The organism is Ruegeria sp. G12 (assembly GCF_056533565.1).
Genome location: NZ_JBQFOO010000006.1, coordinates 36,932 through 54,802, shown reverse-complemented (window position 1 = coordinate 54,802; position 17,871 = coordinate 36,932). Strand labels below are relative to the sequence as shown.

Genomic DNA, 17,871 nt, shown 5'->3' with positions numbered 1-17,871 from the left:
TTCAGGCAGAAAGCGCGGAGATCAGCCGCGCTTTCTCGCCCACGTCGTCGGTCCGCGAGATTACGGTCGCGAGATCTTCGAGCGATGCGATCGAGTGACCGGCGCGGAAGCTATCCACATGGGGCAGCATCGCCATCACGCCCTGCGCCTTTGGCGCGAAACCGTCCCAGCGCAGCAAGGGGTTGAGCCAGATCAGTCGGCGAGACGACAGGTGCAGGCGCTCCATTGCCTTCGCCAGCGCCTCCGGCTCGCCCCGGTCCAGACCGTCTGAGATCAACAAGACGACCGCGCCCTGCCCCATGACGCGCCGCGACCAGTCGCGGTTGAAGGCGTGCAGGCATTCGCCGATGCGGGTGCCGCCTTCCCAATCCTGCGCCTCGGCCCCGGCGGCGGCCAGCGCGGCATCCACGTCGCGCTGTTGCAGGTGGCGGGTGATGTTTGTCAGGCGGGTGCCGAAGGTAAAGGCGTGCACCTTGGCCCAGCCCGCGCCCTTGGCATTCGAGACCGTATGCAGGAAATGCAGGATCAGGCGGCTGTACTGGCTCATCGACCCCGAGATGTCGCAGAGCACAACCAGATTGGGCCAGCGCGGTTTCGGCTTTTGCCGGGCGATGCCCCGCAATTCCCCGCCCTGTCGCATGGCGGATCGCAGGGTGCGGTCACGGTCAATGCGATGGCCCAGATGGCTAGCTTGTCCCCGGCGCGAGTCGATGGGTTTCACCGGCAGGCTCAGACGCGCCAGCAGGCGCTTGGCCTGGGCGATTTCTGCTGTGCTCATTTGTTCGAAATCCAGACTGCGCAACCGTTCTTCCGACGAGGCGGTTTGCGAGGCGTCGATGTCCAGTTCGGTGCCGCCTTCGTCTTCCGAGGCTTCGGGCAAGTCGCGCTCGACCCCGTCGAGCAGCGCCTCGGCGGCACGTTTCTCGCCCGCGTCGGCTTTGCGTTCCTCCTGCACGCCGCGGATGGCGGGCAGCATCATGGACATCATGTGTTCCAGATAACGCGGATCGCGCCAATACAGGCGAAAGACTTGCGCGAATACCGTGCGATGTTCGGGGCGGTTCACGAAACAGGCGTGCAGCGTCCAGTAGAAATCGCGCTTTTTGGTGAAGCCTGCGGCCTGAACGGCACGGATGGCGTCGACAACACGGCCCGTGCCGATGGGCAGTCCGGCCTTGCGCAGGGCCCGTGCGAAATGGGTGATGTTCTGCGCCAGTTTGGGGTTGTCGGGGATATCGAGCGGGAGTTGTTCTGCCATCACCCGTCATGGGGGCTCTGCCCCCATACCCCCGAAGTATTTTTGAACAGAAGAAGCATCAGGCGGGTTCAAGGTCGGCTTTGGCCTGATCGAGAATGCGTTTGGCCTCGGAGCCTTGCAGTTTCTGGATGTCGTCCTGGTATTTCAGGATTGCGCCCAGCGTGTCGCCGATCACCTCGGGGCTGAGGTTGATCACGTCGAGCGCCAGAAGGCATTTGGCCCAGTCGATGGTTTCGGCGACGCCGGGTTTTTTGAACAGGTCCTCGGTGCGCAGGCGCTGGACGAAGGCCACAACCTCGCGGCTGAGCGCTTCAGCGGCTTCGGGGGCGCGGGCGTGGAGGATTTCGATCTCGCGGTCGAAATCGGGGTAGTCGACCCAATGGTAAAGGCAGCGGCGTTTGAGGGCGTCGTGCACCTCGCGCGTGCGGTTGGAGGTGACGATGACGACGGGCGGTTTCGGGGCTTTGACGGTACCCAGTTCGGGGATTGTGACCTGAAAATCGCTGAGGGCTTCGAGCAGGAAGGCCTCGAACGGTTCGTCGGTGCGGTCCAGTTCGTCGATCAGCAGCACAGGCGCGCCGTTTTCGTCGGGGCGCATGGCCTGTAGCAGCGGGCGTTCGATAAGGTAGTCGTCCGAGAAGAGTTCGGATTGCAGCGCCCCCCGGTCTGCCCCGCCTGACGCTTCGGCGGTGCGGATGGCCACCATCTGCGCCGGGAAGTTCCATTCATAGACCGCCGAGGATGCATCCAACCCCTCATAACATTGCAGGCGGATCAGGCGGCGGTTCAGGCCGGCGGCCAATGCCTTGGCGATCTCGGTCTTGCCAACGCCTGCCTCGCCTTCCAGAAACAGCGGCCGACCGAGTTTGAGCGACAGGAACACGACCGTCGCCAGCGCCCGCCCGCAGACATAGCCCTGCGTGCCCAGCATGGTTTGAACGGCGTCGATGGTGTTTGGTTGCGTCATAGTGCTCTCCTTCGGCACAACAGGTCACGATGGCACGTGCGCGTCAAGACCGGGGCCTTTGCGGGGACTTACGACGTTCCGACTGGTTGACAAGGGATGGCGGAGGATTCAGGGCCTTTCGTCACTGACCGCGCTGTGCTAGCCGGAGGCCATGACCGATACCCTCACGATCCGCCGCCCCGACGACTGGCACCTGCATCTGCGCGACGGCGCGATGTTGCAGGCCGTCCTGCCCGAAACCGCGCGCCATTTTGCCCGCGCGATCATCATGCCGAACCTTGTGCCCCCCGTCGTGACGGGCGCGCAGGCCGCGGCCTATCGCGAGCGTATCTTGGCCGCGCTGCCCGACGGAATGACGTTCGAGCCGCTGATGACCCTGTATCTGACTGAAGACACCGGCCCCGGTGACATGGCCGCCACCCATGCCAGCGGTCTGGTCAAGGCGGTCAAGCTGTATCCGGCTGGGGCCACCACGAACTCGGCCTCGGGCGTGCGGGATTTCGAAAAGGTGCGGCCGGTGCTTGAGAAGATGGCTGAGATCGGATTGCCGCTATGTGTACATGGTGAGGTCACGGATGCGGATATCGACATTTTCGACCGCGAGGCGGTGTTCATCGACCGCGTGCTGGACCCGATCCGCAAGGCCACGCCGGGACTACGGGTGGTGATGGAGCACATCACGACCCGCGACGGCGTTGATTACGTCAAGGCAAACGAAACCGATTTGGGTGCGACGATCACGGCGCATCACCTGATCATCAACCGCAACCACATTCTGGTCGGCGGGATCAAACCGCACTACTACTGCCTGCCGGTCGCCAAGCGGGAAGAGCATCGGCTTGCGCTGCTGGCCGCTGCGACCTCGGGCGATGCGCGCTATTTCCTTGGCACCGACAGCGCGCCGCACACGGATGACAATAAGGAAATGGCTTGTGGGTGTGCCGGGTGTTTTACGGCGACCAACACCATGTCACTGCTGGCCGAGATGTTCGACCGTGAGGGCGCGCTGGACAAGTTGGAAGGCTTTTCCTCGCTGAACGGTCCGGCGTTTTATCGCCTGCCGGTGAATGAAGGCACACTGACCCTGACCAAGGGCGATCCGGTCGCATATCCGGCCAAGATCGAGACCAAGGACGGGCCGGTCACAGTATTTGATCCGGGCTTCCCGCTGCACTGGCGTGTGTCTTAACCCGACAGCATTTTGGCCAGATCGCGGGCGCGGCCTCCGGTGCGGAGCATCGACCAGATCGCGTCAGCTTCATTGCCTCCGATCAGCTTGGCGGCCTTGCCACGCACGCGATCCTCGCGATCCGCAAGCGACATGGGGGCCAGCAGGTCATGGGTCGCCTCAAGGCGCGCGCCGTCGCGGCGTAGCAGGGACACGTGCGCCTGCGTCTCAGACAGGCTTTCGTCCGCCTCAACCGTTATGCGGTCCCGCAGGGACTGAATGCGCGGGTTGGCGCAGTTTTTTTCCGAATAGCTGCTTGGTAAGGCGGTATCGAACCCCAAAGCCTGCATGGCGATCACCGTGCGGTACGAGAATTTGGCCCCCAGCCCGGTGGTCGGAGACATCTGATTGCAGACGCTCATCCAGCGCGGATGGGTTTTGATCTTGATCTCGGCCACTTCGGGTTCTGCGATATCCAGTTCCCGCGCGGCCTCCAGCGCCGCATGCAATCCGTGGCAGCAGGCGTGGAATTTATGGCTAACGGATTCGAACAGCCAGTCCTCGCCCAGCCCATCCAGCGCGGCATCTACATCTTGGGCCCCCTTATGGGTGGCCCCAAAGCCATACTGCCCCTCAAGCGCATCGGCGTTTGGTTCGAAACCGCGCTGAATCAACGCGGCGGCCTCGACCCCGGCGGATGCGGCGAGACCGGCGTTGTAGGGTTTTCCCATCGTGCCGAATTGGGCCTTCAAACCCGCCGCGCGCGTAGCGGTTAGGCCCAGAACCTGCCGCATCTGATCAGCGTTGAACCCAAGTATTCGCCCCACGGCAACCGCCGAGCCAAAAGCCCCTGCGGTGGCAGTCTGGTGAAAACCGGCCTGATAGTGGCCACGTCCGAGCCACAGACCGATGCGGATCGAGACCTCCATCCCGACCAAAGCCGCCTCAAGGAAATCGACGAGGATCCGGTCGTCCCATTCGCTGACGGCCAGCGTGGCGGGTAAAACGGCGACCGACGGGTGGCCGATATGGGCAAAGTGGGTGTCGTCATAATCCAGCGCGTGCGATACTGTGCCATTCACCAGCGCCGCCGTGCGCAAAGGCGCGGCCCCGTGCCCGAACAGATGCGCCTGCGGGGTTCCGCCTTCGTCCAGTACCATCTGACGCACGGTGATTGAGACGGGTTCAGCTTCCCCGGCCCGCCCCACGGCGATCCAGTCCAGCGCGGACAGGGATGTCACGACCCGCGCCTGAGCAGAGGTCGAAACAGGACCCGCAGCAAAGGCGGCCAAAGATGTGGTCAAATCACTCATAAGGCGCAGTCTAGCGCGCGCCAAAAGCTGGTAAAGACTTAGCTGTAAAGATCGGCGGCCCGGGCTTCGAACGCGCGGACGATCCGTTGCATGGCCTCGTTGAAGACAACGCCGATGATGCCCTGCAGAATGGCGTTTTTAAATTCGAAATCCACGTGGAACGAGATGTTGCAACCGCCATCCGGCGCGTCCTCGAACTGCCAGTCGGATTTCATGTATTTGAACGGGCCGTCCAGATACTCGGTGTCGATTTTCTTTTGGCCGGGGAACAGAGTCACCCGGCTGCCGAAGCGCTCGCGGAAGACTTTGAAGGAAATGACCAGATCGGCCTCCATCACCTGCGCGTCGCCCGCGTCATAAGTTCGGCGAATGCGGGCAGCCGCGCACCAGGGCAGGAACTGTGGGTATTTCGCCACGTCGGCCACCAATTCATACATCTGCTGGGCGGTGTATGGCAGGTGGCGTGTTTCCGAATGGATAGGCATGGCGATCAGGCATTTACAGGTGACAATGGCGCGTCATGTCGTATGTTGCGCGCCAAAGATCAAGGGGGCTGTGATGAGTGACCGCGCATATGTGATAGATGAGATGATCTCGGCCAAGGCTATCGCCGCCCGGATCGAGGAGTTGTGCCGGGAAATCACGGGTGAGTTCGGCGGCACCGACAAGCTGGTTGTCGTCGGTCTGTTGCGGGGCAGCTTTGTCTTTATCGCCGATCTGGTGCGCGAGTTGGACCTGCCGATCGAGGTGGATTTTCTTGAGGCGTCCTCTTACGGCGATTCGATGGAGAGCAGCCGGGAAGTGCGTATTCTCAAGGACTTGCGCGGCGCAATTGAAGGGCGAGATGTGCTGGTTGTCGAGGATATTGTCGATACTGGCCACACGCTGAACCACGTCACGAACCTGCTGCGCAGCCGCAAACCGGCCCGTCTGAAATCCATCGCTCTGCTGGATAAACCCAGCCGTCGCGAGGTCGATTTCCGCTCGGACTGGATCGGGTTTGAGATTCCGGATGAATTTGTCGTGGGGTACGGCATCGACTACGCGCAGCGCAATCGCAACCTGCCCTTCATCGGCAAGGTCAGGTTTACCGAGGCGTAAATGGACCTGCGCCACCTGCTCCGCATGTCCCGATGGGCCCGGAACCCGCCCTCGGAAAGACGGGTGCTGTTGGTGATTTGCGCGATAGTGATCTGCCTGATGATCGCCGGGGTCGAATACATGGGATGGTGGCCGGACTGGGCGACCGGAGAAGAAATCCGCGCACCGCGCTGATTTTGCTAACCTAAAACCTGTCGGATGGCGGACAGAAACACCCCGGTCCCGATGGGAATAAGCGCGTCGGGGAAGTCGTAATCCGGGTTGTGCAATTGCGGATGGTCGCGCCCCGCCCCTAGCCAGAACATCGCCGTTTTGGCGCCCTTGCCGAATTGCCCGAAATCCTCAGAGAACCTTTGCGGGTCCGAGGTCAGGATGCAGGGAACGTCTCGGTCGGCGCAGGCGTCAGCCAGAATGCTCACAGCGTCGGGGTGATTGGTGCAGGCCTCGAACACATCGTCATAGGTGATGTCGAAAGTCAGCGCCTCGTCCCTGGTCACCTTGGCTACCAGCGCTTCGGCATCGGCAATCAGTGCGGTCATGCGGGCGTCCGACACGGTGCGCAGCGTGACCCAGAGTTCGGCATGTCCAGGAGCGATGCCAAAGGTCCGCTCGCCCAAACCGGCATGGGTCACGGTGGTCAGGGCATAGTCTTCATCCAGCGGCCCGCCTTGCCCCAAATCGCCAAGAGCGAGAATGAGTTGCGACAGCGCCCCCGCCGGAGACACCCCATCCTGCGGCGCCGCCGCGTGGGAGGTCTTGCCCGTTAACCCAATCCGCATCCCGCGCGACGCGCAGTTGGTTGCCCCTTGGCACAGTTCCACCGTACCCAGTTCCGACCCCGGCAAATTGTGCAGCGAGAACACGTAGTCCGGGGCAATCTGGATAAATTTCGGATCGGCGCGAAAGGCGATGGCCCCTTTCCCGGTTTCTTCAGCAGGTTGAAAGATCAGGACTACGCGCCCGGTTTTGGGGCGGGCCTTGCTCAAGGCCTCGGCCACGCCCAGCACGATCGTCATATGGCCGTCATGGCCGCATAGATGCCCTTTGCCGGGATCACGGGACACATAAGGCGCGTCCGAAATCTCCTGAATCGGCAACCCGTCCAATTCACACCGAATAGCCACGCTCGGGCCGCTTTGCCCGCTGTCGAAAACCGCAGCTACGCCATGCCCGCCGATTCCGGTCAGAACCAGATCGGCACCGGCGCGCTGCAAAAGACCGGCAACACGCGCGGCGGTTTGTTCTTCAAAACCAGAAAGTTCGGGCTGCTGGTGCAGTTCGTGGCGCAGGCCGGTCAGTCGAGCAATCGCGTTAGGCGTCACGCCTGCCCCAGCTTCTCTTGCCGTGCAGCGCGCAGCCGGGCGAAGTCATCGCCTGCATGGTAAGACGACCGCGTCAGAGGCGTGGCCGAAACCATCAGGAAGCCTTTGCCATAAGCGGCCTTTTCGTACGACGCAAACTCTTCGGGCGTCACGAAACGGTCAACGCCATGGTGCTTGGGCGTCGGCTGCAGGTATTGGCCGATCGTCAAAAAGTCGATATCGGCGGCGCGCATGTCGTCCATCACCTGGCGGACCTGCTGTTCATCCTCTCCCAGACCGACCATGATCCCGGATTTGGTGAAGATCGACGGGTCCTGTTCCTTGACCCGCTGCAACAGGCGCAGCGAGTGGAAATACCGCGCGCCGGGGCGAACTTGGGGGTACAGGCCCGGGATGGTTTCAAGGTTGTGGTTGAACACGTCCGGCTTCGCCTCGACCACCGTTTCCAGAACTGAAGGATCGCATTTCAGGAAATCCGGCGTGAGGATTTCGATTGTCGTTTTGGGTGAACGGTGCCGGATCGCGCGGATGGTCTGGGCGAAGTGATCCGCGCCGCCATCCTCAAGATCGTCGCGATCGACCGAGGTGATCACCACATGGTTAAGGCCCAGCTTCTCAACCGCATGGGCAACCCGGCCCGGTTCGAACACATCCAGCGCATCGGGGCGGCCTGTGGCGATGTTGCAGAAGGTGCAGCCGCGCGTACAGATCTCACCCATGATCATCATGGTGGCGTGGCCCTGGCTCCAACACTCGCCCACATTGGGGCATCCCGCCTCTTCGCAGACCGTCACCAGATTGTTGTCTCGCATGATCCGGCGCGTGTCGGCATAACCTTTGCCGCCGGGGGCCTTGACCCGAATCCAGTTCGGCTTTTTCGGCTGCGCATTGTCCGGGCGATGCGCTTTTTCCGGGTGGCGTTGCTCGGGAATCTTGAGGTCTCGCACGGGCAATTTTCCTGACTTTGGGTCAACTTTGGGTTCCCTTAACATAAACACATCGCTCCACGTACACCAGTGACGCATAGCCGCTATGCAGAGAGACCGTGCAGGCGCGGCGTAATCATCGCAAAAAATTTTAATTTTAATAATTTTCTTAATTGCTTGAGTAAAAGAAAAGAAATTGTGCGGGTGCAGCATATCTGCGATTGAAGGCGTTTTATTGCTGTTTTAAGTCACGTCCAAACACCACTGAATCACAGGAGCTTTTACATGAAATCCGGCACCAAACTGCCTGACGTGACCTTCCACACCCGCGTGCGCGATAACGCGATCGAGGGGCCCAACCCCTTCCGCTGGGAAGACAAGACAACCGCCGATTATTTTGCCGGCAAGCGCGTGATCCTGTTCTCGCTGCCGGGTGCGTTCACGCCCACATGCTCGACCTACCAACTGCCGGGATTTGAAAATGGGTATGCCGATTTCACCGCCAAGGGCATTGATGAGATCTACTGCATGTCCGTCAATGACAGCTTCGTCATGAACAAATGGGCGCAGGATCAGGGCCTGAAGAACGTCAAGGTGATCCCCGATGGGTCGGGAGAGTTCACCCGGAAGATGGGTATGCTGGTCGACAAGGACAATCTGGGTTTCGGCATGCGTTCCTGGCGGTATGCGGCCATCGTCAACAACGGCGTTGTCGAGGCGTGGTTCGAAGAGCTCGGCCTGATGGATAACTGCCCGGAGGACCCCTATGGCGTGTCCTCGCCGGAGACCCTGATGAAGCATCTGGAACAGGCGGTTGAGCCTGAACTGGCCTGAGCCTTATCGACCAAAGGCCCGCGTTCAGCGGGCCTTTTTCATGTGCGGGTGGCGGCTACGATCTCTTCGCCGACATCCCGGATCACCTGCGCCAACCGATCTGTCCATTCGTCGTCCCCAGTTGACGCCCGACGCACAAGACCAACCGTCCGCGCGGGCTGAGGCGCACCGAACCGCAGCAGCTTCAAGCCCGAAACAGCCTCGGATTCCGACCGCGCCGCCAGTTCGGGCATCAGGGTCAGGCCGAACCCCTCGGCGACAAGGCGAGACAAGGTGGCCAGCGAGGATGCGCCCATATTGATCTGCCCGCTGCTGCGATCTTGCCCGCAGACCTCAAGCGCCTGATCGGTCAGGCAGTGGCCGTCTTCCAGTAGCATCAGTTGCGCTGATTTCAGGTCTAAGGGCCGCAAAACATCCGGGCTGCTGGTCAGTTTCTTCAGACGCGCTGCGCTGCCCGCGATCAGGAAGTGGTCCTGAAACAGCGGGATTTCGCGAAACTCTGACCCACCGGCAGGCAGAGCCAATACGGCGGCATCAATCTCACCGGCCTGCAGCAGCGACAGCAGGGTTTCAGTCCGCGCTTCGCGGATTTGGACCCGCAGTGACACGTCCCCTGCCCGCAATCCGGCAAGAACGCCGGGCAGCAGGTAAGGCGCGATTGTCGGTATGATCCCGATCGACAGGGATCGGTGACCGCCGGAATGATCCCGCGCGAACTGATCCAGCCGGTCGGCGGCCCCCAGCACATTCCGCGCATGATCTAGAACATCGCGCCCCAGCGGGGTCAGCAGGATGTCCCGGGCCTGGCGTTCGAACAGAACGCCGCCCAGAACTTCTTCCAACGTTTTGATCTGAACTGACAGAGCCGGTTGTGAGACATGGCAGGCCTGCGCCGCGCGTCCAAAGTTGCGGTGTTCGGCAACGGCTCGGAAATACTGCAATTGGCGGAGTGTGAAATTCATAACCGTTGATTATCACTTCCAGCGCCAATCGCAAGTTAACGTAATCGCCGGATCAACCGATCATGCGATCCATCTCAGTCTGTTCCTGATAGTGGCGCTTGAGGCGCTGCAAGGCGATGCGCAACACAATCTTGCCCGACCGCGCTGACCATCCCATGCGTTTTTCCGCAAGCTCCAGCCCCTCGAGGTAGCAACAACACCGCAGGGCCACATCGCTCAACCCCGGTCCGAGGTCGGATAAGGCGCGCGACACCCGATCCCGCGCGTTCGAGGACCCGCGCCCGCCATGCGATTCACTGTCGAAATGGCCGCGCCCACCCGCGGTCAGAAACCTGTCCCAGTTCTGCGCGACCTGCGGGCCAATCTGCGCAAGCTCAAAATCTTCGCGCAGGCGCTCACCGGCGCTGACCAAAGTTTCATCCAGAAACGGCCTCCCATCCCGATCCCGCCTGCGCGCCAAAGCGATCAGAGGGCTTTCCGCTGCGCTATACCGAATACGCCGCGCGCGATCGTTCTGGGGCGCTGACCCTTGCGGCTGGAACGGCGTCTGGGCGTCCGCCATGCCGAATTCGTTCCGGTTGCGCGCTTTGTTTTCCGCCTTGGCCACCAACTGGCTCAGCGCCGTCCGGCCCGAAGATGAAATCCTGTACCGGGAAATGCGCCCCGGATTGTCGCAGGAAATCCAGTCCTGCAGCGCCAAAGCCTGCGCGATGTGACAATCGACAACGGCGGTTTTTGTGGCCCAGGCCTTGCCCGTGTCGCGCACGACTACGGCCTTGTCCATATCCTCGGCCACAGCCAGAACCGACCCGGTCTCGCACAGACGGCGCAGAACCCGCAGCGCTTCGCGGTCAAATTGTTCCTCTACGTCCTCGGGCTGGCAGGAATAGTCCGCCTGCTTTTCTGCCAGCGAAAAATGCGTTTCGGCCAGCGATTGCAAAGCGGCATCCACAAGCGGGTCGTCACGCCGCATTTCGATACGACGAATTTGTCTGAGGATGGTGGATGCATGGCACCCCGCCGATCTTGCGATATCGCGGATCGACCGACCGGCCTCGGTATGCGCGAGATACCTTTGCGCGCCTTCTGGAACCCACGCCGGAATGGTGAAAGCCATGTTATTTTCCATATTTATTTGCCCTCGTCGACAAAACAGACTGCCTCTTTTCGCCCTCGGAATTTGGGTTAACCAAATCTAACTAGAGTTGCTTTCGTTACTCGTTCGTTAACCCCGAAGCGCTGAAGCCAGATTTGATTCAAAAAGATAAACAGTCATGAAACCATCGTTCGGCACGAAGCATAATGGCGCAACACCCGCTTAGGTTGTGCAACAAGCAGGCTGTCAATCAAACGAATACAGGACACCTGAAATGCAAGACCTGATGACCATGCTCACAACGCTCCGCCGCCCCCGTCTGTTGGCACGCGCGGCAAAATTCGGAGCGCAAGACTATAATCGGGATCGGCATTTGCAGCGTATTCTAGGATACGGCGCGCTACCCGGTACCGGGGCAGCATTGGTCCAGTTGCTAGAGCTTGAGCGAGAGGTGAATGACCTGAGAAAAGAAGAAGATGCCGCCTATTCACTGGTGCGGCATCTGGATTTGCTGATCGCATTGTTGGGCGAGGCGCAATTGTATCAGGCCAGCCGCGCCGCGCAGTATCAATAGTTAGGTAAACGCATCCGGCATCGAGGCCTTCTTCTCGGCGATATACGCCTCGAGCGCGGCGTTGATTTCGGGGTCGAGCTGGGGCTGCTGGTAGTTGGCCAGCAGATGCTCGACCCGCGAGGATGCCAGCGCACGCGTATCGCGCGAGCCTTCCTCCTGCCAGGTTTCGAACGGTTTGTAGTCCAGCAAGTCGGTTTTCCAGAACGCTTCCTTGAAGTTCGCCTGCGTATGGGCGCAGCCAAGATAGTGACCACCCGGCCCGACCTCGCGGATCGCATCCATGGCCTGCGCATTCTCATCATGCGCCACGCCTTTGGCCAGACCGTGCAGAATTCCAAGCTGGTCGGCATCCATGACGAACTTTTCGAAATCGGCCACCAGACCTCCTTCGAGCCAGCCGCAGGAATGCAGCATGAAGTTCACGCCCGCCATCAGGCCCATGTTCAGCGAGTTCGCGGTTTCATAGGCCGCCTGAGCGTCCGGCAGCTTCGAACCGCAGAACGATCCAGCAGATCGGAACGGCAGGTTCAGACGCCGCGCAAGCTGGCCTGCGCCGTAAGTGATATGCGACGCCTCTGGCGTTCCGAATGTCGGTGCCCCTGAGTTCATGTCGATCGAGGTCACAAACGCTCCGAAGATTGCCGGTGCACCCGGGCGAATGATCTGGCTGTACGCCACACCTGCCAGAACCTCGGCCAAAACTTGTGTCAGGGTCCCGGCAACCGAAACCGGTGCCATCGCACCGCCCACAATAAACGGCGAGATGATGCAGGCCTGATTGTTGCGCGCGTATACCTCAAGCGAGCCCATCATTACGTCGTCGAAGGTCAGCGGCGAGTTGATGTTAGTGAGCGAGGTCATCACCGTATTGTTCTGAACGAACTCTTTGCCAAACAGAATCTCGCACATCTCAACCGAATCCTGCGCCCGGCTGGGATCGGTGACCGAGCCCATGAACGGCTTGTCCGACAGCGTCATATGCGCCTTTAGCATATCCAGATGGCGCTTGTTCACCGGAATATCGGTCGGTTCACATACGGTCCCACCCGAATGGTGCAGCCATTTCGACATGTAGGCCAGTTTCACGAACTTGTTGAAATCGTCCATGGTCGCGTAGCGGCGTCCACCTTGCGCATCGCGCACGAACGGAGGGCCGTAGACAGGGGCCAGAACCAGATTGCGCCCACCGATTTCAACCGATTTCTCGGGGTTGCGCGCATGTTGCGTAAACTGGCTGGGGGCCGTTTTGATCAGCTCTCGCGCCAGACCGCGCGGGATGCGCACACGCTCACCATCGATGTCCGCGCCCGCGTCGCGCCAACGTTCCAGCGCGGCCGGATTGTCAACGAAGTTGACGCCGATCTCTTCCAGAACGGTTTCCGCGTTGTGTTCGATGATCTCTAGCGCTTCTTCGTTGAGGATCTCGAAGTTCGGAATATTCCGCTGAATGTACTTTGCGGTTTCGATGCGGACTGCCGTGCGCTCGGCCCGGCGGGCGGCGCCACCGCCGCCTCTCGCCCTGCGCCGGGTGTTTGCCTCTGCCATGAGAAAATCCCGTCTGAGTGTTTAGGTTGAGCGTTGTGTTACAAGATTGCGCAATCCTAACGCATCTGGATTACGGCGCTCTAGTGGTAAAAGCGACACGAGGCCAACGTATCGGCGCTTATTTTTCCTTTCCGCAGAAATCGGTCCTTTTCGGCGTAACGACATCTGCGTGGCGCTTAATGTAAATCTCTTTTCCGGCCCGCGCATGGCCTCGGCAAACCGGCGCCATCCACTTATCGTAGTCCGTTCGCCCGTCTGTGGATCGCATAGCAACCGCAAGGCTTGCACTTTTCCCACATTCCATCGCGACGCATCTTTGACGACCGCTGCCGCTGACATTTCTGTAGTGCTGAAAAAAACTTGGACACCCGCATTTGGGTTTGCCCGACAGTGCGATCACCTTCATCCGAAAATAATTTTGACGGTTCAGCCGGTATGTCGCAGTCTTGCATTCCTCGCGCGCTTTGTCGTCAACAGCCCAACGATCCTTGGCAATGAAAAACGCCGCCTTGAACCGGGGGTTGTTGTGTTTTTCGCACATCGGAATGATGAAGGACTGCCCGTAGGGTTTGGGAATGAACTCTCCCTTCTTATTCTTCTTCGCCTCGTCGATTTTCACGAACCGAACGTGGGCCCCATGCTTTCCCGGCTTAGAGCAGCCCATGTAAAAGCAGGCCGGGTCGCGCTTTTCATTTCCAGTGTAGATTTTCCAGTGGTTCAGCCATGATCCGCAGCCGCATTTGGGTCGCTTTGACGACCCTTCGTGGTTCTGCACAGGATGCCGGTCTTTGTAGACCTTCTGAGTTCCGCCAAGGCCATAGCCGGTATGTTCGGGCATAACGCGCTACCTAAATATCAACTAAACACTGCCCACAGTGTAACAAATTCTACAGGTCTATGCATCTTCGGCAAAACCCTTGCGCTGGTGTGGCAGGCGTCTTAAAGCGACCGCATGACCCAAGACACCCACGACCGCCTTCTGATCATCGACTTCGGCAGCCAGGTGACGCAGCTAATCGCACGCCGCCTGCGCGAACTGAACGTCTATTGCGAAATTCACCCCTATCAGAATGTCACGATGGATTTCGTGCGAGAGATGTCTCCGCGCGCCGTGATCTTCTCGGGTGGTCCCGACAGCGTGACGCGCGAGGGTTCGCCGCGCGCGCCGCAAGGAATTTTCGACCTCGGCATACCGATCCTGGGCATCTGTTATGGCCAGCAGGTGATGATGCACCAACTGGGCGGCAAGGTCGAAAGTGGCCACGGCACCGCCGAGTTCGGACGCGCCTTTGTTACCCCGAACGGCAAACTAGATATTCTGGACGGCTGGTTCGCAGAGGGCGACGAACAGGTCTGGATGAGCCACGGCGATCACGTCAGTAAAATCGCTCCGGGCTTTGAGGTGTACGGCACCTCACCCAACGCGCCCTATGCGATCACGGCGGACCCGAACCGGCATTTCTATGCGGTGCAGTTTCACCCAGAGGTGCATCACACCCCCAAGGGCGCGAAACTGTATGAAAACTTCGTAAAGCTCGCAGGGTTCAGCGGCGACTGGACCATGGGTGCCTATCGCGAAGAGATGATCCGCAAGATCCGCGAACAGGTCGGCGACAAAAAGGTGATCTGCGGGTTGTCCGGCGGTGTCGACAGCTCGGTCGCCGCGATCCTGATTCACGAGGCCATCGGCGATCAGTTGACCTGCGTCTTTGTCGATCACGGTCTGCTGCGCAAGAACGAAGCCACCGAAGTCGTTGGCATGTTCCGCGACAACTACAACATCCAACTGATCCACGCGGATGAAAGCGAACTGTTCCTCGGCGAGTTGGACGGCCAAAGCGATCCCGAGACCAAGCGAAAGATCATCGGCAAGCTGTTCATTGACGTGTTCCAGAAACACGCCGACACCATCGAAGGGGCCGAGTTCCTGGCGCAGGGCACGCTCTACCCCGATGTGATCGAGTCGGTTTCCTTCTCAGGCGGTCCTTCGGTGACGATCAAATCGCACCACAATGTCGGTGGCCTACCGGAAAAGATGGGCCTGAAACTCGTCGAACCCCTGCGCGAGTTGTTCAAGGATGAGGTCCGCGCACTGGGCCGCGAACTGGGTCTGCCCCAAAGCTTCATCGGCCGCCACCCCTTCCCCGGCCCCGGTCTGGCGATCCGCTGCCCCGGCGAAATCACCCGCGAAAAGCTGGAAATTCTGCGCGAGGCAGACGCGATCTATATCGACCAGATTCGCAAACACGGCCTCTATGACGATATCTGGCAGGCTTTTGTGGCGATTCTGCCGGTCCGAACTGTCGGTGTGATGGGCGATGGGCGGACTTACGACTATGCCTGCGCCCTGCGTGCCGTGACGTCAGTTGATGGCATGACCGCCGACTATTACCCGTTCAGCCATGAATTCCTTGGCGAAACGTCCACCCGGATCATTAACGAGGTCAAAGGCATCAACCGATGCACCTATGACATCACCTCAAAACCACCGGGCACGATTGAGTGGGAATGACAGGAAAGCCGGTTCACGACCGGCTTTTTATATTTATCAATGAGATAAACCAACCCACGAGGCGCACTTGAACGGCAACCAGTCTCATGTCTTCAAGGCAGCCGTTTGGATGACCGGCGCGATTGCGTCGTTTTCATCCATGGCAGTCGCAGGGCGAGAACTGAGCCTGAATCACGACACGTTCGAGATCATGATGTACCGCAGTTTTGTGGGCGTTCTGATTGTGTCTCTGGTGCTCACCGCATCCGGAAAATGGCATCAGGTTTCCACCGAACGGATGGGCTTGCACGTGGTTCGAAACGTGGTGCATTTCGCCGGGCAGAACCTGTGGTTCTACGCCGTTGCCGTCATCCCGCTTGCGCAGGTCTTTGCGCTGGAATTCACCAACCCGATCTGGGTGATCCTGCTTTCTCCGCTGTTTCTGAAAGAACGCCTGACGGCCCTACGCGTTACGGCTGCCCTGATCGGTTTCCTCGGCATCCTGATCGTCACCCGTCCAGGGACCGTGCCCCTGAACCTTGGCGTCGCAACCGCTGCGGCATCCGCGATTTTCTTCGCATTAACAACAATTACGACGAAGCAACTCACCCAAACCGCAAGCACCGGCTGCATCCTTTTCTGGCTGACGGTGATCCAGGCTATTCTCGGCGTCGCCGCAGCCGGAATTGACGGCCGGATCGCCTTGCCGAGCCCTCAGACCGCGCCCTACTTGCTGCTTGTCGGGCTGGCGGGGCTGCTGGCGCACTACTGTATCACCAACGCGCTGGCGATCGCGCCTGCCACCGTTGTTGTCCCATTCGATTTCGCGAGGCTACCAACAATCGCGGTTGTCGGCATGCTGCTGTACGGTGAACCAATCGACAACTGGACGCTTCTTGGGGCCGCCGTGATCTTTGCAGGTATCTTTTTGAACGTCTGGTCCGAAAATCGTAACAGTTTGGCAACAGTCCCCCGCGATACTCATCACAAGTAACGCACGGTCACTGGTTGACGATAAAGTAAACGCGAAGAAAGTATCGAGCACCACAATTCAGCAGGGCAACGCGGACACACTCAATCCACCACCATCCGCACCTGCGAAGGACAACGAGGGAGGAATAAATGAAAAGAGCGCTACTTTCAGCGTGCGCACTTTGTGTGGGGTCAACTGCGGCGCAGGCAGGCGGCCTGGATCGAACAGGTCAGCCCATCACTCTGATCTTTGAAGAGGGTAACTACGCCGAGTTTTCGATATCGCGGACAAACCCGGACGTCACAGGCGATGACCTGACGAATCAGAACCCGTTCGGCACACCCTCGGGCAACATTGCTGGCGACTTCAACCAGGTTGGGGCTGGCGTGAAGTACGATATCAATGAGCAGCTTTCCGTGTCGTTCCTCTATGATCAGCCTTTTGGATCGGACATCCGTTACCCGCTTCCATCCGGCAATCCGACGCAACCCGGCTCGCTTCTTCTGGGCGGGACCGAGGCGTTTGCGGATTCAGACAGTTACACCGGCATCCTCCGCTACAAATTCAACGACAACTGGAGCGTTCACGGCGGACTTCGCTATCAGCGCCTTGACGGTAATATCCGGCTGCAAGGCTTGGCCTATGGACCCTTTGACAGCTATGAAATCGACGTGGCACGCGATGGAGCTTTCGGCTGGGTCGTCGGTGCTGCCTACGAGATTCCCGACATCGCATTGCGTGTGGCGCTAACCTATCAGTCGGAAATCGAACACGACTTCTCCACGACGGAAAACTCGCCCCTGTTCCCGGCAACCATTAATGGCACGCAGGAGGTAAAAACTCCTGAGTCGGTCAATCTGGATTTCCAATCCGGCGTTGCAAAGAACACACTTCTGTTCGGTAATATCCGCTGGGCCAATCATAGCGTCACTCAGCTGAGCACCACTGCTGTTGGACCACTTCCCAGCGTTGAGCTGATCGATCTGACCAACACCATCACCTTCAACCTTGGTGTTGCGCACCGGCTGAACGAAAACTGGGCTGCTTCTGTCGCTTTGGGCTATGAACAGGAAGACGGAGACGACCTTGTTTCGCCACTGGCCCCGACCAACGGTTTCAAGAGCATTAGCGTTGGCCTGCAATACACCCACGAAAACATCAGAATCAGTGGCGGCGTTCGTTACACTGATCTGGGTGATGCGTTTGCCGAAACCGGCACACCAGATGTTGCGCGAGCCGACTTCCGGGACAACGACGCTGTAAGTTTTGGCCTTCGGGTTGGCTTCAGCTTCTGAACAAAAACAATAACCTGATCTGGAAATCTAAGCCCGCCGGCTCTCG

At 59.6% G+C, this 17,871-nt stretch carries 18 protein-coding genes; 8 read left to right on the top strand and 10 right to left on the bottom strand.

The window, feature by feature from the left end; translation table 11 throughout:
• Nucleotide 1: 1 nt before the first annotated feature.
• Complete coding sequence (locus tag ACR0JN_RS14320) at nt 2-1,258, bottom strand: vWA domain-containing protein (RefSeq protein WP_480886511.1); 1,257 nt, start codon at nt 1,256-1,258, stop codon at nt 2-4.
• Between the two features lie 58 nt (nt 1,259-1,316).
• Nucleotides 1,317-2,225, bottom strand: coding sequence for an AAA family ATPase (locus tag ACR0JN_RS14315; RefSeq protein ID WP_480886509.1), 909 nt, complete (start codon nt 2,223-2,225; stop codon nt 1,317-1,319).
• A 151-nt stretch (nt 2,226-2,376) separates the two neighbouring features.
• On the opposite strand from ACR0JN_RS14315, the gene pyrC reads away from it, so the two are divergent.
• The gene (gene pyrC, locus ACR0JN_RS14310) at nt 2,377-3,414 is read left to right on the top strand and encodes a dihydroorotase (protein ID WP_480886506.1); all 1,038 of its coding nucleotides are present in this window, start codon (nt 2,377-2,379) and stop codon (nt 3,412-3,414) included.
• Here the strand turns inward: pyrC and ACR0JN_RS14305 are convergent.
• A complete protein-coding gene (locus tag ACR0JN_RS14305; protein WP_480817033.1) occupies nt 3,411-4,706 on the bottom strand; it encodes an MmgE/PrpD family protein in 1,296 nt (431 codons plus the stop codon). The two genes, pyrC and ACR0JN_RS14305, sit on opposite strands and share 4 nt — an antisense overlap.
• A 38-nt stretch (nt 4,707-4,744) precedes the next feature.
• Complete coding sequence (locus ACR0JN_RS14300; protein ID WP_480817034.1) at nt 4,745-5,191, bottom strand: type II toxin-antitoxin system RatA family toxin; 447 nt, start codon at nt 5,189-5,191, stop codon at nt 4,745-4,747.
• A gap of 73 nt (nt 5,192-5,264) precedes the next feature.
• Between ACR0JN_RS14300 and hpt the strand changes: the two genes are divergently transcribed.
• Complete coding sequence (hpt, locus tag ACR0JN_RS14295) at nt 5,265-5,807, top strand: hypoxanthine phosphoribosyltransferase (RefSeq protein WP_480886505.1); 543 nt, start codon at nt 5,265-5,267, stop codon at nt 5,805-5,807.
• Nucleotides 5,808-5,981, top strand: coding sequence for a hypothetical protein (locus ACR0JN_RS14290; protein WP_480886504.1), 174 nt, complete (start codon nt 5,808-5,810; stop codon nt 5,979-5,981).
• A 5-nt stretch (nt 5,982-5,986) separates the two neighbouring features.
• Here the strand turns inward: ACR0JN_RS14290 and ACR0JN_RS14285 are convergent, their stop codons facing one another.
• Together ACR0JN_RS14285 and lipA are read right to left on the bottom strand one after the other, a co-directional pair.
• Complete coding sequence (locus tag ACR0JN_RS14285) at nt 5,987-7,129, bottom strand: amidohydrolase (RefSeq protein WP_480886502.1); 1,143 nt, start codon at nt 7,127-7,129, stop codon at nt 5,987-5,989.
• Nucleotides 7,126-8,076, bottom strand: coding sequence for a lipoyl synthase (gene lipA / locus ACR0JN_RS14280; protein WP_480817038.1), 951 nt, complete (start codon nt 8,074-8,076; stop codon nt 7,126-7,128). The genes ACR0JN_RS14285 and lipA overlap by 4 nt, the downstream gene beginning before the upstream one ends.
• Nucleotides 8,077-8,340: 264 nt before the next feature.
• Here lipA and ACR0JN_RS14275 point away from each other — a divergent pair, with 264 nt between their 5' ends.
• Entirely contained in the window at nt 8,341-8,889 is a 549-nt protein-coding gene (locus tag ACR0JN_RS14275; RefSeq protein WP_480886500.1) for a redoxin family protein, read from the top strand.
• Nucleotides 8,890-8,927: 38 nt separating this feature from the next.
• Here ACR0JN_RS14275 and ACR0JN_RS14270 read toward each other — a convergent pair whose 3' ends face one another.
• Both ACR0JN_RS14270 and ACR0JN_RS14265 read right to left on the bottom strand, forming a co-directional pair.
• Nucleotides 8,928-9,851 (bottom strand): LysR substrate-binding domain-containing protein, encoded by a 924-nt coding sequence (locus ACR0JN_RS14270; protein WP_480886498.1) that lies wholly within the window; start codon nt 9,849-9,851, stop codon nt 8,928-8,930.
• A 52-nt stretch (nt 9,852-9,903) separates the two neighbouring features.
• Nucleotides 9,904-10,980 (bottom strand): DUF6456 domain-containing protein, encoded by a 1,077-nt coding sequence (locus ACR0JN_RS14265; protein ID WP_480886496.1) that lies wholly within the window; start codon nt 10,978-10,980, stop codon nt 9,904-9,906.
• Between the two features lie 241 nt (nt 10,981-11,221).
• On the opposite strand from ACR0JN_RS14265, the gene ACR0JN_RS14260 reads away from it, so the two are divergent.
• Nucleotides 11,222-11,521, top strand: coding sequence for a DUF6477 family protein (locus tag ACR0JN_RS14260; RefSeq protein ID WP_480886495.1), 300 nt, complete (start codon nt 11,222-11,224; stop codon nt 11,519-11,521).
• Here the strand turns inward: ACR0JN_RS14260 and ACR0JN_RS14255 are convergent, their stop codons facing one another.
• Both ACR0JN_RS14255 and ACR0JN_RS14250 read right to left on the bottom strand, forming a co-directional pair.
• Nucleotides 11,522-13,066 (bottom strand): trimethylamine methyltransferase family protein, encoded by a 1,545-nt coding sequence (locus tag ACR0JN_RS14255; protein WP_480817043.1) that lies wholly within the window; start codon nt 13,064-13,066, stop codon nt 11,522-11,524.
• 118 nt (nt 13,067-13,184) lie between these two features.
• Entirely contained in the window at nt 13,185-13,904 is a 720-nt protein-coding gene (locus tag ACR0JN_RS14250; RefSeq protein ID WP_480886494.1) for a hypothetical protein, read from the bottom strand.
• A gap of 114 nt (nt 13,905-14,018) precedes the next feature.
• On the opposite strand from ACR0JN_RS14250, the gene guaA reads away from it, so the two are divergent.
• The 3 genes from guaA to ACR0JN_RS14235 all read left to right on the top strand — a co-directional run bounded on the left by guaA (nt 14,019) and on the right by ACR0JN_RS14235 (nt 17,825).
• Entirely contained in the window at nt 14,019-15,578 is a 1,560-nt protein-coding gene (guaA, locus tag ACR0JN_RS14245; protein ID WP_480886493.1) for a glutamine-hydrolyzing GMP synthase, read from the top strand.
• A 109-nt stretch (nt 15,579-15,687) separates the two neighbouring features.
• Nucleotides 15,688-16,551: a DMT family transporter gene (locus tag ACR0JN_RS14240; RefSeq protein WP_480886919.1), complete on the top strand. Its 864-nt coding sequence runs from the start codon at nt 15,688-15,690 to the stop codon at nt 16,549-16,551.
• 128 nt (nt 16,552-16,679) lie between these two features.
• Complete coding sequence (locus ACR0JN_RS14235) at nt 16,680-17,825, top strand: OmpP1/FadL family transporter (protein WP_480817046.1); 1,146 nt, start codon at nt 16,680-16,682, stop codon at nt 17,823-17,825.
• The last annotated feature ends 46 nt before the right edge of the window (nt 17,826-17,871 follow it).